The following is a 21336-nucleotide window of genomic DNA, read 5'->3' as shown; positions in this document are numbered from 1 at the left end:
AGCCGTGTTGTCGACCACCTGTGCCACCTGGCCGACTGCGGCACGCAAACGCTCGCTGGTTGCCAGTACTGCACTGATCAAGTTGCGTTGGCCACCGATAAAGCGATTGAAACCGCGTGCCAGATCGCCCAACTCATCTTCACGCGACTCATCCAGGCGCCGAGTCAGGTCACCGCCGCCTCCACCAATTTCCACTAACGCCGTGGTCACCTGGCGGATCGGCCGCACCAAACCGCGCGCCAGCAGCACCACTAGGCCTAGACAAAACAGCGCCACACCCACACCGATAGCGCTGGTCATAAACAGCGCTTGGTGCGCCTCAGCATAGATTTCTGCCTCTGGCACTTCACTCACCAGCAGCCAGTCGATGCTGCTGAGCTTCTGCGTCAGCGCCAGAAAGGCCTCACCGTCACGCTCGAAGCGTACCGCCGTGCCCTCGCTGCTCAACAGTTGCTTGGCCGGCTCTTGACCGAATAACGCGGCGAGGCTGCCACTGCCGCTCAACTCAGCCTGCGGATGCACCTTGATAACACCCTGGGCGTCGGTCAAAAAAACCTGACCGCGCTCGCCAAAGCGAAAATCACGAATCATTTCAGACATGGCTTTCAGGCTGAACCCCAACCCGGCAACGCCAAGCACTTTGCCGCCCTGCTTGATTCGCTGGTTGATAAACAGCGTCGGCAAGCGGGTGGCTTTGTCGATATCGACTTCCATAACCTGATCACGGCTGCCGTCGACCAGCCTGTAGAACCACTGATTTTCGACCTGATTACGGTTGATCACCCGGCTCAGACCATCACCAGTGAAGTAATTACCGCTTTCCAATACGGCAACCGAGGTGGTCAGGGCATTCTGCTGCTGGCGCACACCCTCGAGGTAACGCGCGACGGTATCACGCAGTGCCGGGTCTTCGCCGGCACCCAGCCAGTCCTGAATAAAAACGTTGGCGGCAATCCCGGCATTGGCCGTGATCGGCGCCGTTAGCATCCGCTCTAGGTCATTACGAATCGCCAACACCTTGGCCGGCAACGCCTCTTCGAGCAAAAACCGTTCGCTTAAGCGATTAACCACTGCGGAGTAAACGCCCACCACGATCAGAATGCTGACAAGCAGGGCTGCGCCCATGCTGAGAATCAGTTGCCACTGAATGCTGCGTTTCCACAAGCCCATGAAGGTTACCTTTTAGTTATTATTGGAAGAAAACAATTGAATACAGTTTTGTATACAAATTCAATTTCCTGCCGACGTATAACCGCTATCGGCTGCCCTGCCTGGCGGCTTTAATAGGCTCATAAGGTACCGCCCCTGCACCGCTGGAATACCTTGAACGACGCAGTCACGGGTCAGCTGCACTTAGATTTTAGTTCTGCAGGCTGAAGCTCAGCTGGGCGGTCTGCCCACTTTCATCGAGCACACTGAGCTGGTAGTGGCCTGCACGCTCAAAGCGTTGGCTGAGCGACGCCTCAGCGCTGGTCTCAGCAACCGGTTGACCGTCGACAAACCACCAGCGCCGGCCACTGCCGCCCAGGGCCGACAAGCGCAAACGCAGCGCCTCAGTACTGCCGGCCGGGCGCCGCAAGCGGTCACCGTCACGCACGCCGACAATCGACAGCGGCGCCGCCACGGCCACATGCTGCGGCGGGCACTGTGGATCAATTGCTGGCAGGCGCGCACTGCGCCGCTCGCGGCGTGGCAGCCAGGGTTCCAGTGGCGCGGACCACAAGACCAGCCGCTGCGAAGTGGCGTCAGGGCAGCTGGCATCGACGCGCAGCCCTGCTGAATTGACCCAGATTCGCGCCTCTAAGCCGAGACCCAGCGGCTGATCCAGCGCTTGCAGGGTCGGCGGCGTGGTGCCATCCAGGGTCCAGGCAAACCGTTGGCGGCGACAGTTGGGGTCGCTGCTGTCCATGGGTTGCCCTAGTGGCCAGCAGATTGCGGCCACACCGACTGAGCTGGGTTGCGGATCAATCGGCAGGCCAATGCCACGCTGGCTATCGCGGTTAACCAGCAAATCATGCACCTGCAGCAGCAACGGAGCGGCTGAAGCCAGGCCAAACTGCCCCGGCACCGGCGTGCCGTCCGGTCGCCCAATCCAGATACCGATCAAATAGCGTGGCGCTACACCAATCGCCCAGGCATCACGAAAGCCATAGCTGGTGCCGGTCTTCCAGGCCAGACTGGGGCGCTGCACCAGATGCGCGCGCGGGTCACGGTCCGGCCGCGCCTGACCGCTGAGAATGCGCCGTACAACCCAGGCGGCGCCAGACGACAGTAATCGCCGCTCATGCAGCCTCTGCTGCGGCTGAAAGCGCAGCCGCGCGGCCTTGCCACCACGGGCAAAGGCACTGTAACCACTGACCAAATCTTCCAACCGGCTGCCGGCACCCCCAAGAATCAATGCCAGATTGGGCTCGGCTAGCGGTGGCAACAACAAGGGCACGCCGGCGCTGCGTAACTCGCCGGCAAAACGCTTCGGCCCGTAGGCTTCCAGCAGCTGCACAGCCGGCAAGTTGAGCGAGGTGGCCAGGGCCTGGCTGGCAGACACCGCACCACTGAAACCACTGGAAAAGTTACCCGGCCGGTAATCGCCGTAACGGCGCGGCACGTCCTGCAGCAAGGATTCGGAGTGGATCAACCCCTCATCCAGCGCCATGCCATACAGGAACGGTTTGAGCGTTGAGCCGGGCGAACGCACGGCGCTGATCATGTCGACATGACCGAAGCGCTTGGCATCGCCGATATCCACCGAGCCTAAATAAGCACGCACTGCCATGCTCGGCTGCTCGACCACCAGAATCGCCGCCGAAGTATGCTCCGGCAAGCGTGCGCGCCAGCCCAGCAGCAGGTCTTCCAGGCGCCGCTGCAACGCAGCATCAAGGGTGGTACGAATCAGTGGTGGGCTGCCGGGGGTATTCAGCCGGCGCGCCAGCAATGGCGCCAGTCGCGGAGCCTGGCGCGGTGCCAGCAGCACCGGCTCCTGCAGCGCATCGTTGATCGTCGCTTGCGGCCATACGGCAAAATTAGCCAGGCGCTGCAGCACTTTGTCTCGCGCCGCCTGGGCCCGCGCGGGGTGGCGGTCCGGGCGCAAACGGCTCGGCGCTTGCGGCAGAACCGCGAGCAGCGCTGCTTCGGCGCGGGTCAGCTGCCGTGGCGACTTACCCAGATAAGCCCAACTGGCCGCTGCTACGCCCTGCAAGGTGCCGCCAAAGGGTGCGCGATTGAGGTACAGGGTGAGAATTTCAGCCTTGGACAGGTGCCATTCCAGCTGCAGCGTACGCCACAGCTGCTTGAGCTTGCCGGGATAACTACGCGCATGCGGATCGAGCAACCGCGCCACCTGCATCGACAGCGTGCTGCCGCCCGACAGCACCCGCCCGCCGCTAAGGTTCTGCCAGGCAGCGCGGCCCAGCGCCAGCGGGTTAACCCCCGGATGCTGGTAGAACCAACGGTCTTCGTAGGTCAGCAGCGCCTCTAAGTAATAAGGCGACACGTCGGCAGGACTGACCGGGTAACGCCATACGCCGTCATGATCGGCAAAGCGCCACAACGGCGTGCCGTCCTCGGCCAACACCACGCGGGCCAGGTCATCGGCCGGTAAAGGCAACGGAAATAACCGATCGCCTAGCGCTAGCACTCCCACCAAGCACAGCGGCAGCCACAGCCAGGTGCGGCGCAGCAGCGAGCAAAGTCGGTGACGCCAAACACACAGGGCCAACAGGTAGAACTGTTTAACGCGGGTCATGCGTGATCCCTTCCTTGCATCGCGAGGGTGTTCTGCCAATCAGCGGCTCGCCCCACTAACAGCGCTGCCATTCTGCCAAATGGCTGGCACACTGACGCGCAGCAACCATCACATACGCTCGTTTGGAACAGAAATTATGGCTGTAGAAGGTTTTTTTGAATCCCTTGGCGAAGCCGTCGGCTCGGCGATCCGCTTTATCATCGAGGGTATGAGCGGCTTTTTCGGCATGCTCGGCGGCGCGGTCAGCAGTTTTATCACGGGCATGTCCAAGGCGTTGGGAGTGACGCCGTCATTGCTCAGCATCGTGGTGTTGGTGACCGGCCTGTGGTTGCTCTACCTGGCGGTGCGCGCCTTTATCCGCCGCTCAATCATCGCCGGAGTTATCTGGCTGCTGTTGGGGTTGTGGTTGCTAAGCGGCCTGATCAGCTAAGAAGTACATGATAAACAACAAGGCCTGCCACCATGGCGGGCCTTGTGTGCGCTAAGGGCCTGTTTCGGATCGCGCGAGCTGAAGCGAGACCGCTGTTAACGCGGCATCGCCACGCGCAGCAAACCGAGCTTGGCTCTAGCGCTCCTTGACGATGAGGCGCCCTGGGGTTTCGCCCAGTGCCTGCCAGTTCGGCCGGTACATCGACTCCACCTGCGGGGGCGGTACGCGGTAGCTGCCGGGGGTGACGGCACGGGCCAAGTACAGCAGGTGGGTGGTGTCGTAGCCGTTTATATCCACGGCTGCGACGTAGCGATCACCGCGGAACTCCTGGTGCTTGATCGCGGCGTTCTGCATCGATTCACGCCACTCTTTTACCGCGCTGCTGGCGTCGTCCAAGCTGGCCGCGCTTTGCGCCAGGTTCTGGTTCTCTAACTCCAGGCCCGCGGGTAGCAGGTCGACCACCAGGGCATCCGGCACCCGTTGCTTGGCGGACACGGCCAGGTGCACCAGCACCAGCTCGCCACTGCGCATGTTGCTCAGGTCGAGCTTACGCCCGTCCATACCCAAGTATTCGCGGTAGATGCTGAGGTTTTCGCCGCCGGCTGTAGGCGCTTGGCTCGGATAACCGGATAAGGTCAGCTGCTGATAAAGCGGCGTATCTCCCGGTTTGCTCGTCGAGTTGCTGATGCTCAGCGGTGCCGCCAGATCGCGCCCCTCCAACTTGAGCCCCGATTGAGCCTTGCTCAGTTCGAAGGCCAAACTGGCGCTTTGCAACTGCGCACTCCAGCTCGGCTCTGGCGTGCTCAGCAGGTTGCGCCCAGCCAGGTACAGCGAGTTGCGCTCCTGAGTGGATAACCACTGCTGCCCAGCCACTTCATCAGCCAAGTTGAACAGGCGCTGTTCACGACGATCGCTCGCCAGGTCGTGCTCTTCCAGCAGCGCCAAAATCAGCGCCTGATCGCGCAGCGGGCTGCCGTAATCCGCCAGCCAGGTGTTGCTCTCGCGACCACGGGCCAGACCGGCAGTCAGCAGCTCATCGGCACGCGGCTGGTCGCCCATCTTCTGCAGGGCCACGGCCAAGTGCACCAGAGGTAAGCCAGACAGCGCATCGCTACGACGCTCATACAGGCTACGTAATGCGCCGAGCGGTGCCTGTTGGCTGCGCGCCAGCACGTAAGCGGCATAGGCTTGCACAGCAAAACGGCTATGGTTGGCGTTATCGCTGTAGTTGACCTCAATCAGCTGACGCTCCTGCAGGTAGCGCAGCAGGCGTTCGTTAGCTTTTTTCAGCGCTTCTTCCGGCACGCCGAAGCCTTGCTCACGGGCGCGCAGAAGGAAGTCGCTGACATAAGCGGTCAACCAATATTCTTCATCACCGTCCGCCCCCCAAAGGCCGAAGCTGCCGTTGTAGCGCTGCATACTCAGCAAACGCTCGATGCCCAGTTCGATAGCGCGTTTACGCTGCTCGTCAGGCTCAGCTTCCACGCCCAAGCGTTTTAGCGTGGCCGCATCGGCGTAGAGCGACGGGTACAAGCCGCTGGTGGTCTGCTCTAGGCATCCATAGGGATACGCTTTGAGCGCGCGAATTTGCTCGCCAAGATTCAGCGGCGGTCGGCTGGAAATCGCCAGGCGCGCTTCCAGGCCGGCAGACTCGAAGGCACTCAAGGCATCGGCCGGCAGTAACCAAGGCTCGTCCTTGAGTACCGCACGGAAGTGCTGCAACTGTGCGGGATAGGCTGGACGGATGCCGAGTTGCCACTCACGGCTGAACGGAGGTAACGTTTCGCCAGGCAACTCCAGGCCATTGACGCTGACCTTGATCTGCCCCTTGCCGTAGCCACCCAGCGCCACTACGGGAATGCGCAGAATGGTCCGCTGACCATCGGCCAAGGTAATAGGTGCAACCGCCACACCCGGACTTTGCGCCAGCCGCAGCTGGCCTTCGGCGCTCAGTTGCACATCGAGCGTTTGCTCACGACCGGACAGGTTATTCAGGTCCAGAGCCAGGGTGGTTTCATCGCCACCGGCCAAAAAGCGCGGCGCTGACAGCTCAGCAATCAGCGGTGCAGCGACCACTGTTTTGCCTTCACCCATACCGTAATGCTCATCGGTCCAGGCTTGCGCCATCAGGCGCAGTTCGCCATTGAAGTCGGGAATAGCCAGGCTGACTTCGCCTTCACCCTGCTCGTTCAGCGCCAATGGCTGGCTCTGCAGCGCGACGATCAGCACGCTGGTGTCCGGGCGTTTACCGCCCGCGGCCAGCGCCGCATCACCACCGAAGGCCAGCTTAGCCACTCGGCCCTGACCGGCTTCGATCAGCTGCCCGTAGATATCCAACTGATCCGCGCCATAAGCCTTGCGGCCGAAGAAGTTGGCAAAGGGATCGGGCGTGGCGTACTCGGTGATATTGAGGATGCCAACATCCACCGCTGCCACCAGCACCTGTGCGTGCTTAGGCATGCTGCCATCGGCGTTACGCACCCGCACCTTGACGGTGAGCGGCTGGTTGGGCCGAATTTTCTCTGCGGCGGTTAACGTCAGCGCCAGTTTGCGCGGCGCGCGCTCCAATGGCAGGTGCAGCAGGCCAACCGCACGCTTAGGCGTGGCATTGCTCTTGCGCTCACCGGGGCGGATCACCAAGGCGCTGACATACAGGTCATGCCGCGCCCAGTCCTTAGCAATCGGGATGGCGAAGGTTTTGCCCTCGGCAGGCACATCAACCTCTTGCCACCACAATGGACCGTCGCTGGATTCCACCATCAAGTAGCCTTTGCCTGCGGTAGGCGGGGTAACGGTGACCTGAGCGGTTTCGCCGTCGACATACGCCGGTTTATCCAGCGCCAGCTTGACCTGATCCGGCCGCACTGCGCCGCCGTCGGCGTTATCCTGCCAGCGGTAACCGGCCCAGAAACGCAGACTACTGAGCAGGCCGGTTTGCGCATCGACAACCTCAACGCGGTACGGGCCCCACTCCACTGGGAAGCTGATTTTAGCGGTGCCGCCAGCGGCAACTTCGAGCGTTTCCTCGTTAAGGGTGAGGAATTTTTCGTTGTAGTTATGGCTCCAGCCATCGCTCTCGGAGAAGTTCCAGAAGTAGTCGCGGCGCTCACGAATCAGGCGCACGCTGAGTTGCTCCGCCGCCAGCTTGTTGCCGGCCGCGTCGGCCACCAGCACTTCGAATTCAGCCAGGCTGTCGGCATCCACTTCCTCGCCGTCGAACAGGCCGCGCACGCCAGGCAGACGCTCAGCCGGCCATACCGGCTGAATCAGCCGTCGGGTAATCGCACGACCACCAGACTCCTGCAGGCTGGCTTGCAGGATCAAACGCAGCGGCGACTTGGCATCAGCCCAACGGCTTTCGATGTCCAGGCTGGCGTTGCCCTGCTCGTCCAGGCTGGTTTCATCCAGCTCGATGTCCTCGCTCAACTCTTCTTCAGTAACCGAACCAAACTGGTAGCCCGGCAGGCTGGCCACCGCCTCACGCAGCGGCCGCACATACAGTTGACCGCTAAGGCGATTACCCGCCGCCGGCGCGCCGTAAAGGTAGCGCCCAGTGACCTCGAACTGTGCATTTTCCGCTGGAGTGTAAGGTTCTTCACTGCCTTTGATTTCCAGCGCCATGCGTTCTGGTAAGAAGTCTTCCACAGAGAATTCATACAATTGCGGCTTGCCATCACCCAGTTCAAACAGCAGCTGCCAGCGCCCAGTCGGGGCTTCATCAGCCAGTTGTAGCTGGTACTGATACAGGCCAGCGTCATCGGCCTGCCAGACGAATTTACGGCTGACCTGCTCATCTGGGCGGCGCACTTCAACATTTACCGGCTGGGCTTTTAGCGCGCGACCATCGGCATCACGCAACAGGCCATTGAGCAGCACGGTTTCGCCCGGGCGATACAAATCACGCGGGCCGAACACAAAGAACTGCAAGGGATGGGCGACAGGTCCGGCGATATCAAACTCAGCCAGATCCAACGCCGAGCTGTTGAGGCGCAGCAGGCTGGTCTGCTCGCCCTGATGGGCCAGCAGCACTTCGGCCTTGGCCGGCAGCGGCAGTTCAGCATGGCCGGCGCTGTCGGTCTCGCCTTCTGCCAGCACCTGGCCCTCACCATTGAGAATTTCCAAGCGCACGTCGCCGAGGGCATCGCCGCCGGCCAGGGCTTGAGTAAATACGTCCAGACGGTTCTGATAACGCCGTGCCGACAGGCCGATATCACTTAAGGTGAATAGTGTGGCGGGTTGTGAGTAGTTGTAGCTACCGGCCTCGCGCATCACCGCCAGGTAAACACCGGGTTGCTTGAAGGGTTCCAAACCGGCAATCGGCAGCAGCAGGGTTTCACGGGTGTTGCGCGCCGGGTTGAGGTCGAAGCGGCCGCCGTAGACCAGGTCGGCCATCGGCAGCAGGCTGCGCGACTCCCAGTTATCCATGTTGCTCGAACGCCCCCAGCGGTTGAGGAAGGCCGGCAGTGATTCGGGTTTGATGCGGAAGAACTCGACATTCACCTTGTCGACGTTCAGGGCAATCACCGGCAGGCCTTCGGCCAGACGCGTAGGCAGCAAGGAGCCGCGGCTGGCGAAGCCGACGCTGGCTTGTAGGTCACGGGTTTCCAGGCGACTCACCTGTTCGTCAGCCAGGCGCTCACCATTCAGCGCGAGCAGCCCGGCATCCACCGTCAGCACTAATTTACGCTGCGGCTCCAGGTGGCGCAGGCGTACTTCCATCAGGTTGTCGGCCAGCTCCCAGGCGCCATCAACCTTGCCGCTTTTACTGTCGACCAGGTGCAAGCGCTCGGCGAGTTTCTGCTCGGGGTCGAGCGGCACTGAAAAGCTGATCGACAGGGTGCTCGCGCCTTCCAGCTGCACTTCCGAGACATCCACCACGCTCAGTTCGCGCCCGGCATAACGCTCGGCCAATGCCTTAAGGTCGAGCGCCGGCTTGGCCGTCTCATCACTCACCGGAGTGGCTTGGGTCGCCGTCACTTCGGCAGGCTCGGGGGCGGATGAATCACAGGCACTGAGCAGGCTCAGGACAAGTGCCAGAAGCAGTCCATTCTTCGGCATTGCGGGCTCCAACAGGGGATAGGTGCAGAGGGTTGCTACTATAGCCGAGGCACTTAGCGACAACTAAGTGTGCGTGCGCAAAACGCGCTCATCAGCGCGCCCCAGTCGATCAGTGTTTAATAGCACGCCTGTGACACGCGCCTGCGCATTCAGTTGCAGGTATTTTAATGACCGACCGAGAACAGCATTGATAACCGCCATACGCGAAGCCTGGCAGCACGCCCCCACCCATAAGCGGATGTGGGCGCTGGCTGCACCGATGATTCTCTGTAACCTCTCGGTGCCACTGGTGGCGTTAGTCGACAGCGCGGTCATCGGCCATTTGCCGCACGCCCACCAACTGGCTGCCGTTGCCGTGGGCGGCAGCCTGTACACCCTGCTGACCTGGGCCGTGGGTTTTCTGCGCATGGGCACCACCGGTTTTAGCGCCCAGGCGGCCGGACGTGATGATGGCGGCGCACTACGCCAAGTACTGGTGCAAGGTCTGCTGCTCGGCATGCTGCTGGCGGCACTGCTGATCAGTTTGGCCATCCCCTTGAGCAGCGCTGCATTGAGCCTGATGAACCCCTCGGCACAACTCGACGAGCTGGCGCGTGGCTACCTGCATATACGCTTGTTCGGCCTGCCCGTTGCGCTGACCACCTACGCGCTGGTCGGCTGGCTACTGGGGACGCAAAACGCCCGCGGCCCGCTGGCCATTCTGCTCACCACTAACCTACTCAACGTTGCCCTCGACCTGCTGTTTGTCCTCGGCCTGCACTGGGGCGTAGCCGGAGCTGCCTGGGCGTCGGTGATAGCCGAATGGAGTGGCGCACTGCTTGGCCTGTACCTGGCGCGCCGCGCCTTGCGTGCCTATGCCGGCACGCTAAATTGGGCGGCACTGCGCCTTTGGCTGAACTGGCGGCCCTTGCTGACGGTCAACCGAGACCTATTTATCCGCACACTGGCGCTGCAGGCGGTGTTCTTCCTGATTACCGTACAGGGCGCTCGCTTGGGGGACGCAACTGTGGCAGCCAACGCACTGCTTCTTAATGGCCTGTTGCTGGTGGCACATGCTCTCGATGGCCTGGCCCATGCGTTAGAGGCGCTGTGTGGGCATGCTCTCGGCGCGCGTGATCGCAATGCGCTGCGACGAACGCTGATCGTCGCCGGCGGCTGGTCGCTGCTCGCTAGCCTGGGCTTTGCCCTGTTCTTCCTGCTCGGCGGGCACTGGTTTATCAGCTTGCAGACCAACATCGAGGTGGTGCGCGAGGCGGCATTTGCCTACTTGCCGTACCTCGCTTTACTGCCGCTGATCGCCGTCTGGAGCTACCTGCTCGACGGCCTGTTTATCGGTGCCACTCGCGCCCGGGAAATGCGTAACGCTATGCTCTTGGCCCTGTTACTCAGCTTACCGCTGGCCTGGGCCCTGCAATCGTTGGGTAATCAGGGCTTGTGGCTAGCTTTTCTCAGCTTTATGGGGCTACGCAGCCTGTGCCTAGGGGGCTATGCTTACAGCCTGACACGGGCCGATCAATGGTTCGTTTCTAGCTCACCAGGTGCATTCCATGCTCAGTCCTGACACGCCCGCCGATGAACTGCTGCGCCAGCAGATCCTCGACGATAACGATTTACTCGATACGCCTGCCGACCCTTACCTGGACACCCTCGTGCGGGTAGTGCGTGAGGTGTTCGCGGTCAAGACCGTATTGGTCAGCCTGATCGACCGTGATCGCCAGTGGTTCAAAGCGCGCATCGGCCTGGATGCCGACGCTACATCACGCGCGATCTCTTTCTGCGGCCACGCGATTCTGGGCACCCAGGCATTTATCGTCGAAGACACCCACAGCGACCCGCGTTTTCACGACAATCCGCTGGTGCTCAACAACCCACATATCCGTTTTTATGCCGGACGACCGTTGCTCTCCAAGGAAGGCCAAGCACTGGGTACCCTCTGCCTGATCGACCCGTTACCGCAGACGCTCACGGATAAACAGCAGCGCCTGTTTAACGACATGGCCTTACTGGTTGAGGGCTACCTGAAGCTGCGCAACGACAATGAGCAGACCGCACAATTGCGGGCGGCGCTCAGCCGCGAGCAGCGCAAAGTCATGCTCGACCCCTTGACCCAGTTGTGGAACCGCGCGGGCCTCAACCATTTCCTGCCGCGCCACCAGCAACAGGCAGACGATTTAAGCCTGCAATTGGGCGTGCTGTTCTGCGACCTGGATTACTTCAAAAAGGTTAACGACAACCATGGCCACGCCGCCGGCGACCAGGTGCTATGGGAAACCGCGCGGCGCATCAACGCCGCCGTGCGCCCGCAGGACGTGGTGACACGCAGCGGTGGCGAGGAGTTTGTGGTGCTACTTCACGTGCATGACGAGAATGAACTGCTGCACATTGCCGAGCGCGTTCGCTGCGCCATGAGTAATCAGCCGCTTGAAATAGACGATCAAAAACTCAACCTGACCATCAGCATCGGGGCAACCCTGCGTGTCCCGCCGGAAGCCCTGAGCAACACTCTCAACCGTGCTGATCAAGCGCTTTATCAGGCCAAGGGCAACGGTCGTAACCGCGTAGAGCTTGCCAGCTGAGCCACTGAATACGTGAAGAGACGCCACAATGGGCCAAGCGCTTGTCGCCTACCTGCATTACTTATCGGTTTTCCTGCTGTTCGCCCTGTTAAGCATCGAACACGTGCAATTCAAGCTGCCGCTGAATCTGCGCCGCGCACGCAGCCTGATCATCACCGATATCGCTTACGGCATCTGCGCCGGCGTGGTGCTGTTTAGCGGCCTGGCCCGCGTGCTCGTGTACGGCAAGGGCCTGGACTACTACCTGGGCAACAGCCTATTTCACGTCAAAGTGGGGCTGTTTATCTTGGTCGGGTTGATTTCCGTGCTGCCGACCTTTGTCTTCCTCAACTGGCGCAACAGCCTCAACGCCGGCGAAATACCGCAGGTCAGCGCACGCCAGGGCCTCCTGGTAGTCCTAGTGATTCGCTTGGAACTGCTGTTGCTGCTGGTTATCCCACTGTTAGCGTTGCTGGTGGCGAACGGTTATGGCGTGAGCGGCTGACCATCACCCCTGACAGACCACGCTTCTGCCCAGGTAAATCGGTCCAATGCGCCAGCGCCGAGTCGGTGCTACTAATGCCCTGCACAGCCGCCGCTTCAGTGCCCAATCGCGGCGCAATAAAAAGGGGCAGACCTCTCGGCCTGCCCCTTTTTATGTTTAGCCCGTGAGTGACGGCAGGCTTACTTCAACGCTTTAATCGCAGCCGCGATAAAGTCGTAAGTTTCCATCTCCCGCGTGTCCATCTCCGGCTCTGGCCATGCACTCCAGACCACTGCTACAACGTTTTCCTTACGGTTTACGTAGACAAACTGGCCGAAGATGCCCTGCGCTTCAAAGGCGCCATCATGCTGGTCGCGCGCGGCTTTGCCAGTAGGGAACAACCACCACTGGTAGCCATAACCGAGAATGTAATCACCACCATACAACTTGCCCGGCGCTAGGTAGGACGCAGGGTCTACCTCGGTCGCTTTATCCATCCAGCCCTTAGGCAGAATACGCTCCCCGTCGATAACGCCATCATTAAGAATGAACTGGCCGAAACGCCCGTAATCTTTCAGCGTTGCAGAAAAACCACTGCTGCCGATTTCTTGGCCAGCTTGTGCATCCAGTTGCCAGTAAGCCGGCTGCTCCATGCCCATGCGCGCCCAGATACGGTCGGACAAGTAATCGCTGGTGGTCATACCCGTCGCGGCGTGAATCAACTCACTCTGCAAATGCGACTCGCCTGTGCTGTATTTGAAAACAGTTCCGGGCGGCGACTTGCGCTTAAGTTGGCTCAGCTGCTTAACCAATGCATCCGGCGTGTTCGACAGTTGCAGCTCGAACATTTTGCGCCGATCAGACGCAGGATCACGGTAAGTTTCATTCCAGTCTGCGCCAGAGCTCATGCGCAACATCTGCTCCACGGTAACGCCGTCATAAGCACCACCCTTAAGCGCGGGCAGGTACTGGGTTATCGGCGCTTTAACATTGATATGACCTTGCTGCACGGCCGCGCCAACCAAGGTCGACGAGATCGACTTAACCACACTGAATGACGTCCAACGGCTATCGGCGTCATTACCCAGGCCATATTTTTCCAGCACCACGTTGCCGTCTTTGATGATTAATACCCCGCCCACATGGTTGCGGCGCATAAAGTCATCAGCCGTTTGCTTGGCACCGTCAGCTTGATAGGTGACGTCAATATTTGGCTTCTGCGGTAAAGGGTACACCTGCTCTCCCCGCGCAACGTCGCGAGTGAAATACAGCTGATCCATATTGCGGTAAGTGTCTGGCTGATACAGCGGCGACAGGTCGTACAGGTCTTGGGCGCGCCCGATATAGGCGCGTTTTTCCTGCTTGAATGAGTCGTTTGCAGCCTCGATTGGCGTACTGGCAGTCTGCGCGCATCCGTTCAGCAGCAGGCCAACAGTCATGGTGAATAAACCGCCTGCTGCTCGCATCTTCATCGACATCTCAAGTCCTTATTTTTAGCTTTGAGGAAAAGGGGGTCAGGTTGCTTGCGCCCAACCATAACGACAATTAAATCCCCTGTCGTCCTACAAGATCAGAATATCGCCCTCGCCAACTGGCGTTCAATTAGCCCCGAACAGGCATACAAGTGCCTTTTGAATTTGGCGGTGCTCAGCGCCAGCATGGCGTTTGCTGCATGCGCCATCGAACGCTCACAGAGCCAATTTAAAGCCCACAAATTTGCCCGTACGGCCCTGCTCTGCTAGTGTCGCGCCGGTTACACTTCCCCGTTCTACCCCGAGAAACTCGCCATGGCTGCCCGTAAAAAAGCTGCGCTCAACTTCGAGCAATCCCTGACCGACCTGCAAAGCTTGGTCGAGCGCTTGGAAAACGGCGAACTGTCGCTGGAAGACTCGCTGACCGCCTTCGAGCAAGGCGTGCGCCTGACCCGTGACTGCCAGACCGCCTTGGCTCAGGCTGAACAGAAAGTGCAAATTCTTATGGAGCGCGACGGTGAGCTGGAGGAAGCTCCCTTCGACGCGGATCAACAGGCATGATTGCGACCTACCAGGGCCTCTGCCAAGGCCGCGTCGATGCTGCCCTGGAAAGCCTCTTGAGCAGCCCGCGCGCGGAACTTGAACGCCTTTACGCGGCCATGCGCTACAGCCTGTTCAATGGCGGCAAACGCGTGCGTCCGCTGCTCGCCTACGCGGCCTGTGAAGCCCTCGGCGGCGCGCCAGAACGCGCTAATGCCGCGGCCTGTGCGCTGGAGCTGATCCACGCTTATTCATTAGTACACGACGACCTGCCGGCGATGGACGACGACGACCTGCGCCGCGGCCAGCCAACCACCCATAAAGCGTTCGATGAAGCCTGTGCGATTCTCGCGGGCGACGGTTTGCAGGCCCTGGCTTTCGAAGTGCTCGCCGACGCCACACACAACCCACTCGATGCCGAAATACGCCTGACCATGCTCAGCGCCCTAGCGCGTGCTGCCGGCCCGGCCGGGATGGTCGGTGGCCAGGCCATCGACCTAGGTTCGGTCGGCAAAATCCTCGATCAGAACGCACTGGAAACCATGCACCGGCACAAGACCGGCGCATTAATAGAGGCCAGCGTGCAACTCGGCGCACTCGCTAGCGGCCAGGCTGACGAGCACGCGCTGAAGGCTTTGCACACTTACGCCCGCGCCATTGGCCTGGCGTTTCAAGTGCAAGACGACATCCTCGATGTGGAAAGCGACACAGCCACCCTGGGCAAAACCCAAGGCAAGGACCAAGCGCACGACAAACCCACCTACCCGGCCCTGCTCGGCCTCGATGCTGCCAAGGCCTATGCCCTAGAGTTGCGCGACCAGGCCCTGCATGCCCTGCGCCCGTTCGACCAGGCCGCCGAGCCGCTGCGCGACTTAGCGCGCTATATCGTTGAGCGGCGCAGCTAAACCGCCGCCGAGCGACGGCCGGCCAACGCCAGCATCTGCTCACGCAACCAAGCATGCCCTGCCTGATTTTCGACCTGCATCGACCAATAAAGATTGAGGTTCACCGGCGCCAGTGCCAGCGGCAAATCGAGCAAACGATTGGGCAAGCCGGCATTGATCAGCTCGGCGTAACGCCTCGGCATAGTCAGCAACCACTCACTCTGTGCCACCAACAAAGCCGCCGACAGGTAATGCTGACAACGCTGCCGCACCTGTCGCGCCAAACCCTGCCGCGCTAACGCCAGGTCTTCCACGCAGATCCCGCGCCGCCGTGACGTCACCGCAATGTGCTCGGCAGCCAAATAACGCGCCGCACTTAACTCGCCGCTAAAGCCCGGCCCGGCCACCACGCACAGCGGGTCACTCAAGAGCAGCTGTTGGCGCAGCTCGGGGTCCGTTGGACGGGCAATTTCAATGGCCAGATCGACCCGCCCCGCGCTTAGTTCACGCTGTAACTCGGCCCAATGCACGCTGCTGCAACGCACCTCCAGCTGTGGGGCGACCTCACACAGGTGGGCAACGATGCTCGGCAGCACTATCGGCTCCATCTGCTCGGGCATATTCAAGATGAAGGTGCGCCGATCACGCAGCGGGTCGAAGTCTTGCCCGCGCGTCACGCTGCGCAGCAAGCCGGCCAGCGCCTCCTGAATACCGGGGGCCAGCTGCGTAGCCAACAGGGTCGGTGCGACGCCGCGCCCCTCACGGACAAACAGGGGATCGCCCAGCTGCTCGCGCAGACGATTGAGCGCATGGCTGACCGCTGACTGGCTGAGGTGCAACAAAACCGCGGCGCGGGTCAGGTTGCGCTCACGGTAAATCACCTCAAACACCCGAAACAGGTTCAGGTCGATGCGTTCCATCTTCGACCATTCATGCTGCTGATTCATGGTTACCCCCTGCAATAGCACATAGCCTCAGCCTAACAGCCGTGCACGCCGAACAAACCATGAATACAGCTCATGGATAACGATGCATAAGCATCAGTTCTACCGCACCGGCAAGGCTGCCTAAGATGCCCGCAAACAAGAACACCGAGGCTCTCCCGTCATGCTTGAAAAAACTTACCTCGACCAACTGGCCAGCCTGCAAGCCGCCGCATGGCCCGCCAACACCCCACGTGAAGCGCAGTACCCACACGGCCAGCAACCGCTCAGCGAGTACCTGCGCGCCTGGGCGAAACAGCAGCCCGACCAGCCGGCACTGGATTTTTACGGCCACAGCATCACTTGGGCCGAACTGGACCGCTTGTCCGACCGCTGCGCCGCCCTGCTCGACGAACTGGGGGTTAAAGCCGGGGACCGGGTCGCGGTGTTTATGCCCAACTGCCCGCAACTGCACATCGCCTTCTACGGCATCCTCAAGTGTGGCGCCGTGTATGCGCCGGTCAGCCCGCTGAGCAAACCGCTGGAGCTGGCTTACCAACTCAAGGACAGCGGCGCGCAGGTCATCCTCTGCTTTGACCAATTGCTGCCAGTAGTCCGGGCGGTGCGCGAGGACTGCGCGCTCAGCCAGGTACTGAGCACCAGCCTGTCGGAACTGCACCCCAGCGTGCCGAGCATCCCGGTGGCAGACCTGCTGCTCGCGCCCAAGGTTCAGGCTGATGACGCCATCGACTTTCTCCCGGCGCTGGAACACTGCCAGCGCGCCACGCCCAGCCACCGCCCGCAGCTGGATGACATCGCCGCGCTCAACTACACCGGCGGCACCACCGGCCTGCCGAAAGGCTGCGTGCACACCCACGGCGATATGCTCTACACCTGCGCCAGCTTTGTACCCGTCGCCCTGGGGCTACAAACTGATAGCGTGATGCTCAACTTCTTGCCGGAGTTCTGGATTGCCGGGGAAAACGCCGGGCTGTTGTTCCCGGTATTCAGCGGTTGTCGCTTGGTGTTACTGGCGCGCTGGGATGCCGTGGCGTTTATGGCGGCCATCGAGCATTACCGAGTCAGCCATTGCGGCTTACTGGTCGACAGCGCCGCCGAGGTGCTCGATCACCCTGACGTGGGCACCTATCGCTTCGACTCTCTCCAACGCACCGGCAGTATTTCTTTCATCAAAAAGCTCACCCGTGACTACCGCGCACGCTGGCACGCGCTGACCGGCTGCAAGCTGTTTGAGTTCAGCTTTGGCATGACCGAAACCCACACCTGCGACACCTTCACCTACGGCCTGCAAGATGACGACTTTGACCTGACCAGCGCGCCGACCTTCGTCGGCCTGCCGGTCCCCGGCACCACGTTCAAAGTCTGCGATTTCAACAGCGGCGCATTGCTGCCGCTGGGCAGCGAAGGCGAGCTGTGCGTGCGCAGCCCGTCGCTGCTGCACGGTTACTGGCAACGCCCGGAAGAGTCCGCGGCAGTCCTCAAGGACGGCTGGCTGCACACTGGCGACCTCGGCCAGATCACCGAACAGGGCTTTATCCGCTACCTGGGACGGCGCAAGGAAATGCTCAAGGTCAACGGCATGAGTGTATTCCCCAGTGAGCTGGAAGCCATGCTCGGCCAGCACCCCGCCTTGCTTGCCAGCGCAGTGATCGGCCGCGCAGATGCCAGCAGCGGCCAACGCCCGGTGGCCTTTGTGGTGCTCAAGGCAGCTAGCCACGAGAACGCCGCCAGCCTGCACGCCTGGTGCAAAGAGGTCATGGCCAGCTACAAGGTCCCGGAGATTCGTGTGGTCGAGGCACTGCCCATGACTGCCACCGGCAAGGTGAAGAAGAACGAACTGGAGAGCCAATTGTGAGCGCGCCTTTTACCGCCCTGCTGATCGCCAACCGTGGCGAAATCGCCATCCGCATCGCCCGCGCTGCCAGCGAGCTGGGTATTCGTTCGGTGGCCGTGTATGCCGAGGATGACGCCGCCTCCCTGCACTTGCTCCAGGCCGATAGCGCCGTGGCGCTGCAGGGCCGTGGCGTCGCGGCCTATCTGGACATGGATCAATTGATCGCCATCGCTCAGGCCGAAGGCTGCGATGCCGTGCATCCGGGTTACGGCTTTCTTGCCGAGAACGCCGAATTCGCTCGCCGCTGCCAGGCCGCTAACTTGTGTTTTGTCGGCCCCAGCAGCGAGGTACTGCAGCTGTTTGGCGACAAGGCCGCTGCGCGCGATTTGGCCGAAGGCTGCACGGTGCCGTTGGTGGCCGGGATCAATCGACCGATCAGCCTTGCCGAAGCCCACGGGTTCTTCACCGAACATGGCGCAGTAATGCTCAAGGCCCTGGCCGGCGGCGGTGGCCGAGGCATGCGTCCGGTGTTGCGAGCCGACGAGCTGGACGAAGCTTTTGCCCGCTGCCAGTCGGAAGCCAGCGCCGCATTCGGTAATGACGCGCTGTATATCGAGCAGTTGGTCAGCCAGGCCCGACATATCGAAATTCAGGTGCTGGGCGATGCCACTGGCGCGGTCAGCCACCTGTGGGAGCGCGACTGCAGCCTGCAACGCCGCCAGCAGAAGCTGGTGGAAATCGCCCCCAGCCCGGACCTGCCTGCCGCCACCCGTGAACGCATGATCGCCTGCGCGCTAAAGCTAGCCGGAGCGGCAAAGTACCAAGGCCTCGGCACCTTCGAGTTTTTGCTGGATGTCGAGCATCCCGAGCGCTTCTATTTTATGGAGGCCAACCCGCGTATTCAGGTTGAACACACCGTCACCGAGCAGGTCACCGGCGTTGACCTGCTGCACACCCAGCTCAAGCTCGCCGCCGGGCAAACCCTGGCTGACCTCGGCCTGCTGCAACCGCCAGCGCTGAATGGCTGCGCCGTGCAACTGCGCATTAACCTGGAAAGCATGAACGCCGACGGCAGCACCCGCCCGGCAGCCGGCACGCTCAGCGCCTACCAACCGCCCAGCGGCCCAGGGTTGCGCGTGGATGGCTATGGCTACGCCGGCTACCCGGTCAGCCCCAGCTACGACTCGCTGCTGGCCAAGTTGATCGCCCATGCGCCGGATTACCCGAGCGCCTTGCGCCGCGCCTACCGCGCCCTCTGTGAGTTCCGCCTGGAAGGCGTAGCCAGCAACCTGCACTTGCTGCAAAACCTGCTGCGCCTGCCGCAAGTGGTGAGCTATGACTTGACCACGCGCTTTGTCGAAAGCCAATTGAACGAGCTGCTGGCGGCTCAACCGCAGGCCCATCCGCACCATTTCTTTGCCGCTGCGCAGACGACAAGCCAAGCCCCCGAGCAGACACCGGACGCTCCCTCCGGCTGCCTGCCGCTACTGACTCACAGCACTGGCGTGGTGGTCAGCCTGGACGTGGCCGAAGGCGACGCCATCGCCGTCGGCCAGAGCATTGCCGTGCTGGAAGCGATGAAGATGGAGTTTGTCCTCAAAGCCAGCCACAGCGGCATTGTTCGCCAACTGGCGGTACAGGTCGGCAGTGCGCTGAATGAAGGCCAGGCGCTGCTGTTTATTGAGCCTGCCGAGATTGCTGCGGAGCACAGCGAGAGCGAACAGAGCCTGGACCTGGAACACATTCGCGCGGACCTCGCCGAAGTGCTCGAACGCCACGCCATCACCCGCGACGAACGCCGCCCGCAGGCCGTGGCAAAACGCCGCAAGACTGGCCAACGCACGGTGCGCGAGAACCTCGCCGACTTGCTCGATGACGGCAGCTTCAATGAATACGGCGCGCTCGCCCTGGCCGCGCAACGCCGGCGCCGCTCGCTGGAGGAGTTGATAGAACAAAGCCCCGCCGATGGTCTGGTCGCCGGCACCGGCACGGTCAATGCCGAACGCTTCGGTGATCACGCCGCGCGCTGCATGACCATCGCCTACGACTACACCGTCTTCGCCGGTACCCAAGGCGTGATGAACCACAAGAAGACCGACCGGATGCTCGGCCTCGCGGCGCAGTGGCGCTTGCCGCTGGTGCTGTTCGCCGAGGGCGGTGGCGGTCGCCCCGGTGACACCGATTTCGTCGGCGTGGCGGGTCTGGACTGCCACACTTTTGTCGGCATGGCCAAACTCTCCGGCCTGGTGCCGCTGGTGGGCGTGGTGTCCGGCCGTTGCTTTGCCGGCAACGCTGCCTTGCTGGGCTGCTGCGATGTGATCATCGCCACCGAGAACGCCAGCATCGGCATGGCGGGCCCGGCCATGATCGAAGGCGGCGGCCTCGGCAGTTTCAAGCCGGAGCAAGTCGGCCCGGTCAGCGTGCAAGGGTCCAACGGCGTCATCGACGTGCTGGTGGCCGACGAAGCCGAAGCCGTGCGGGTGGCCAAGCAGTACCTGAGTTACTTCCAGGGCAGCCTAAGTGACTGGCAGTGCGCGGACCAACGCGAGCTGCGTCACCTCATCCCGGAAAACCGTCTGCGCGTGTATGACATTCGCCAAGTCATCGCCACCCTGGCGGATCAGGACTCGGTCTTGGAACTGCGCCGTCAATTCGCCCCAGGGCTGATCACCGCGTTTATTCGCGTCGAAGGCAAACCCTTTGGTCTGCTGGCCAATAACCCGGCGCATCTCGGCGGCGCCATCGATGCGGTCGCAGGCGACAAGGCTGCGCGTTTTATGCAGCTCTGCGATGCCTTCGATATCCCGCTGCTGTCGCTGTGCGACACGCCCGGTTTTATGGTCGGCCCGGAGGCGGAGAAACAGGCGACGGTGCGCCATGTGTCGCGCATGTTTGTCGCCGCCGCCAGCCTCACGGTGCCGTTCTTCACTGTGGTGCTGCGCAAAGGCTACGGCCTCGGCGCTCAAGCCATGGCCGCCGGCAGCTTTCATTCGCCGCTATTTACCATCGCCTGGCCCAGTGCCGAGTTTGGCGCCATGGGGCTCGAAGGTGCAGTGCGCCTGGGCTTTGCCAAGGAGCTGGCAGCCATCGCAGACCTCGCGGAGCGCCAGCAACTGTTCGACAAGCTCGTGGCCAAGGCCTACCAGAGCGGCAAGGGCATCAATATGGCCAGCTTCCTCGAAATCGATGCAGTGATCGACCCCGTGGAAACCCGCGCCTGGCTGCTGCGCGGCCTTAATGCAGCGCCAAAGCCCACGCCGCGCACCGGTAAGAAGCGCGCAGTCGATACCTGGTAAGCCACTGATTAGTAGCCCGGATGCAATCCGGGCTAGGGTGCGTTGAACTGAAGCATGTTTGGGCAGTTTCCGGCGCTTCGGGTAAACTGCCGCATCT

General features: G+C 61.6%; 12 protein-coding genes and 1 pseudogene. 8 read left to right on the top strand and 5 right to left on the bottom strand.

The features are described from left to right. Positions 1 to 108 precede the first annotated feature (108 nt). Both BMZ32_RS19860 and pbpC read right to left on the bottom strand, forming a co-directional pair. Positions 109 to 1125, bottom strand: a pseudogene (locus BMZ32_RS19860) (HAMP domain-containing protein); the annotation flags it as partial. Between the two features lie 235 nt (positions 1126 to 1360). Beyond that, the gene (gene pbpC, locus BMZ32_RS14545) at positions 1361 to 3742 is read right to left on the bottom strand and encodes a peptidoglycan glycosyltransferase PbpC (RefSeq protein WP_090243221.1); all 2382 of its coding nucleotides are present in this window, start codon (positions 3740 to 3742) and stop codon (positions 1361 to 1363) included. 136 nt (positions 3743 to 3878) lie between these two features. Between pbpC and BMZ32_RS14540 the strand changes: the two genes are divergently transcribed. Continuing rightward, complete coding sequence (locus BMZ32_RS14540) at positions 3879 to 4172, top strand: hypothetical protein (protein ID WP_090243219.1); 294 nt, start codon at positions 3879 to 3881, stop codon at positions 4170 to 4172. 135 nt (positions 4173 to 4307) lie between these two features. On the opposite strand, the gene BMZ32_RS14535 is transcribed toward BMZ32_RS14540, so the two are convergent. After that, complete coding sequence (locus BMZ32_RS14535) at positions 4308 to 9230, bottom strand: alpha-2-macroglobulin family protein (RefSeq protein WP_090243217.1); 4923 nt, start codon at positions 9228 to 9230, stop codon at positions 4308 to 4310. A gap of 238 nt (positions 9231 to 9468) precedes the next feature. Here BMZ32_RS14535 and BMZ32_RS14530 point away from each other — a divergent pair, with 238 nt between their 5' ends. Genes BMZ32_RS14530 through BMZ32_RS14520 form a run of 3 tightly spaced genes read left to right on the top strand, consistent with a single transcriptional unit; the run spans position 9469 to position 12290 of the window. Beyond that, positions 9469 to 10791 (top strand): MATE family efflux transporter, encoded by a 1323-nt coding sequence (locus BMZ32_RS14530; RefSeq protein ID WP_090243215.1) that lies wholly within the window; start codon positions 9469 to 9471, stop codon positions 10789 to 10791. Further along, positions 10778 to 11806 carry a GGDEF domain-containing protein gene (locus tag BMZ32_RS14525; RefSeq protein ID WP_090243213.1) on the top strand — a complete coding sequence of 343 codons (1029 nt, stop codon included), beginning with the start codon at positions 10778 to 10780 and terminating at the stop codon, positions 11804 to 11806. Before BMZ32_RS14530 ends, BMZ32_RS14525 begins: the two co-directional genes overlap by 14 nt. A 28-nt stretch (positions 11807 to 11834) precedes the next feature. Beyond that, positions 11835 to 12290 carry a DUF2214 family protein gene (locus BMZ32_RS14520; RefSeq protein ID WP_090243211.1) on the top strand — a complete coding sequence of 152 codons (456 nt, stop codon included), beginning with the start codon at positions 11835 to 11837 and terminating at the stop codon, positions 12288 to 12290. Between the two features lie 179 nt (positions 12291 to 12469). Here BMZ32_RS14520 and BMZ32_RS14515 read toward each other — a convergent pair whose 3' ends face one another. Beyond that, a complete protein-coding gene (locus BMZ32_RS14515) occupies positions 12470 to 13741 on the bottom strand; it encodes a serine hydrolase domain-containing protein (RefSeq protein ID WP_090243209.1) in 1272 nt (423 codons plus the stop codon). A 315-nt stretch (positions 13742 to 14056) separates the two neighbouring features. Here BMZ32_RS14515 and BMZ32_RS14510 point away from each other — a divergent pair, with 315 nt between their 5' ends. Then, positions 14057 to 14302, top strand: a complete 246-nt coding sequence (locus BMZ32_RS14510; RefSeq protein ID WP_090243207.1) for an exodeoxyribonuclease VII small subunit — start codon at positions 14057 to 14059, stop codon at positions 14300 to 14302. Continuing rightward, a complete protein-coding gene (ispA, locus tag BMZ32_RS14505) occupies positions 14299 to 15186 on the top strand; it encodes a (2E,6E)-farnesyl diphosphate synthase (RefSeq protein ID WP_090243205.1) in 888 nt (295 codons plus the stop codon). Before BMZ32_RS14510 ends, ispA begins: the two co-directional genes overlap by 4 nt. Here the strand turns inward: ispA and BMZ32_RS14500 are convergent. Further along, positions 15183 to 16112 carry a LysR family transcriptional regulator gene (locus tag BMZ32_RS14500; RefSeq protein WP_090243203.1) on the bottom strand — a complete coding sequence of 310 codons (930 nt, stop codon included), beginning with the start codon at positions 16110 to 16112 and terminating at the stop codon, positions 15183 to 15185. The genes ispA and BMZ32_RS14500 overlap by 4 nt on opposite strands. A 160-nt stretch (positions 16113 to 16272) precedes the next feature. On the opposite strand from BMZ32_RS14500, the gene BMZ32_RS14495 reads away from it, so the two are divergent. Next, entirely contained in the window at positions 16273 to 17964 is a 1692-nt protein-coding gene (locus BMZ32_RS14495) for an AMP-binding protein (RefSeq protein WP_090243199.1), read from the top strand. Further along, complete coding sequence (locus BMZ32_RS14490; RefSeq protein ID WP_090243197.1) at positions 17961 to 21239, top strand: carboxyl transferase domain-containing protein; 3279 nt, start codon at positions 17961 to 17963, stop codon at positions 21237 to 21239. Before BMZ32_RS14495 ends, BMZ32_RS14490 begins: the two co-directional genes overlap by 4 nt. Positions 21240 to 21336: the final 97 nt, after the last annotated feature.

Origin of the sequence: Pseudomonas guineae (assembly GCF_900113745.1) — a bacterium.
In the GTDB taxonomy this organism is placed as follows: Bacteria; Pseudomonadota; Gammaproteobacteria; order Pseudomonadales; family Pseudomonadaceae; genus Aquipseudomonas; species Aquipseudomonas guineae.
Note: the sequence above shows the minus strand (reverse complement) of the source record. Positions and strands in the feature narration are given on the sequence as shown.